Origin of the sequence: Rickettsia sp. TH2014 (assembly GCF_019249195.1) — a bacterium.
Classification (GTDB): domain Bacteria; phylum Pseudomonadota; class Alphaproteobacteria; order Rickettsiales; family Rickettsiaceae; genus Rickettsia; species Rickettsia felis.
In genome coordinates this window covers 1-2,269 of the sequence record NZ_MXAX01000190.1, presented here as the reverse complement: position 1 = coordinate 2,269, position 2,269 = coordinate 1, and the positions used below count along the sequence as shown (strand labels likewise).

Below are 2,269 nucleotides of genomic sequence, written 5' to 3'. Positions count from 1 at the left end.
GGCATAACTGCAATATGGAGGCATGACCAACTTATGAAAATCACAATAAAATTATTAACTTCTATATTTTTATTAGCCTTGAACTGGATCCCGTGGTCAAGCCACGGGATGACAAATGCGGTAAATTCTGATTCTGTAGATAATGTTAAGCAAGTTTTTACCTATATCGATCAAAAAAACTGGTCTCAGGCTGAAGATTTAGCCTGCGCAGTAAATAATAAAGCCTTAACAAAAATTGTACTTTCTCAGAAATATTTAGATAATAAATATTCAGATAATAGTTTTGAACATGTAATAAGATTTTTACGCAATAACCCGAATTGGCCTCAAAATAAGCTGCTTGAAGAAAGAGCGGAAGAATATCTAAATAATAATACAAATAAAAAAGTAATTTTTGATTGGTTTAGTAAACATTCTCCTCTTACCGGCAAAGGTTATAAATTTTATGCGGCAGCTGCAAGTAGTTTAATCAAAGATCAGAATATATTACTACCTATTATTAAAGAGTCTTGGGTATATGCCAATTTCACTTCTGAAGAAGAAAATGTATATTACAATAAGTGGCATAAATATTTAACGGCGAATGATCATTTAGAGCGGATAGAAGAGCATTTATGGAAAAATGATATTAGGTCTGCCGAGCAATCCTTAAAATATGTTGATCAAGGCTATCGTAATTCTTTCAAAGCACAAATTGCAATTATTAATAAATCACAAAATGCTGAAAAGCTTTTTAGAAGCATTCCTGAAAAATACTATAGTTCCGGTTTGTTATATCGTTATTTAGATTCTAAAAAAATGCAAAAGCCAACAAAGGAAGTTATTACTTTGTTTAAGAAAGCTAAAAATAACCGTAAACATTTTGCTAAATGGTGTCGTATTCAATCCTATTATGCTCGTGAATTCATCGATTACAAGGATTTTGCTAATAGCTATAGAATGGCAACGATACCCTTTGCCACCTGCCCTGAAACTATAAGAGAGCAGGAGTGGCTTGCGGGCTGGCTTGCTTTAAGCTTTTTAAAAAAGCCTGATCAAGCATTATTACATTTTAATAAGTTTATCAAAGTTGTTAAAACCCCGATTAGTTTGGCACGTGGATTTTATTGGCTCGGTCGTACTTATGAAGCAAAAGGCGATAAGCAAACGGCTAGAAAATTTTACGAGCAGGCAGTCAAATATTCTTTTACCTTTTACGGACAGGTAGCAAATATTGAATTAAATAGGACAAAATTAGTTTTACCTCATATTCCCGTAATAACTTCTGAAGAAAGGAAAACTATAGAAAATAAAGAGATTATTAAAGCAATAAGGTTACTGGTTAAATATAATAAGAATAATTTAGCCATGATATATTCCAAAGCAGCGATTAAAAACACTAAAAATCCTGCAGAAATTCAAATAATTGCGAATATTATTAAAGCAAATAATAATACTAACCATATGGTTGAGGTGGCAAAAATTGCTGCCCAAAATAACGCTTTTATTCCGGATTGTGCTTTTCCAACGCCTTATAATCTAGGAGGTTTGCCTATCCCACCTCATTTAACTTATGGAATAATTAGACAAGAGTCGGTCTTTGATCATAGGGCTGTGAGTTATGCAAATGCCATGGGGCTGATGCAGCTTATTAAGAGTACTGCTTGTGATACCGCAAAATCTATAAATATGAAATGTAATGTAGCAGATTTAACTAGGAATCCAGTATATAATATTAAACTTGGTTCGCATCATTTCAAAAAATTATTAGATGATCATAAAGGTTCTTATATTCTATCTATTGCTTCTTATAATGCCGGAAGTCATAACGTAGTAAAATGGATAGATAGGTTTGGTGATCCAAGGGATATAAAAGATACAAGAAAAGTTATTGACTGGATAGAACTTATACCATTTAGAGAAACAAGAGATTACGTTCAAAGAGTACTTGAAAATGTTCAGATTTATAGGGTAATCTTAAATAAGAATAGTAACTTGTACTTTAAGCGTGACTTACATGCTTGTGATATAGTGAAAAGTTAATTTTCCATTAGTGTTTTGTTTTGACATATAGTAATATATAAGTATGATAGAGATAGTATTTGATAGTACCGGAGTAAATGTATATAGCACCAGTGGGTGGMATCAAAGGAAATACGGTAAGGATGGATTATAACGGTAAGGATGGATTATATCGTAAGAGAGAACAGTGGAAGAAGATACATGTAGCAGTCGATTTAGATAGTATGGAAGTACTATCTGTAGCCTATACGGATAGTAACACAAACGA

At 32.5% G+C, this 2,269-nt stretch carries 1 protein-coding gene; it reads left to right on the top strand.

Annotated elements, in window-relative coordinates; genetic code table 11:
* Positions 1 to 33: 33 nt before the first annotated feature.
* Positions 34 to 2,022 carry a transglycosylase SLT domain-containing protein gene (locus KYQ89_RS03835; protein ID WP_218460484.1) on the top strand — a complete coding sequence of 663 codons (1,989 nt, stop codon included), beginning with the start codon at positions 34 to 36 and terminating at the stop codon, positions 2,020 to 2,022.
* Positions 2,023 to 2,269 lie beyond the last annotated feature (247 nt).

Bases quoted from the DNA above. Each gene is read 5' to 3' on its own strand.
- KYQ89_RS03835 (WP_218460484.1), top strand. From the start codon at position 34: ATGAAAATCACAATAAAATTATTAACTTCTATATTTTTATTAGCCTTG.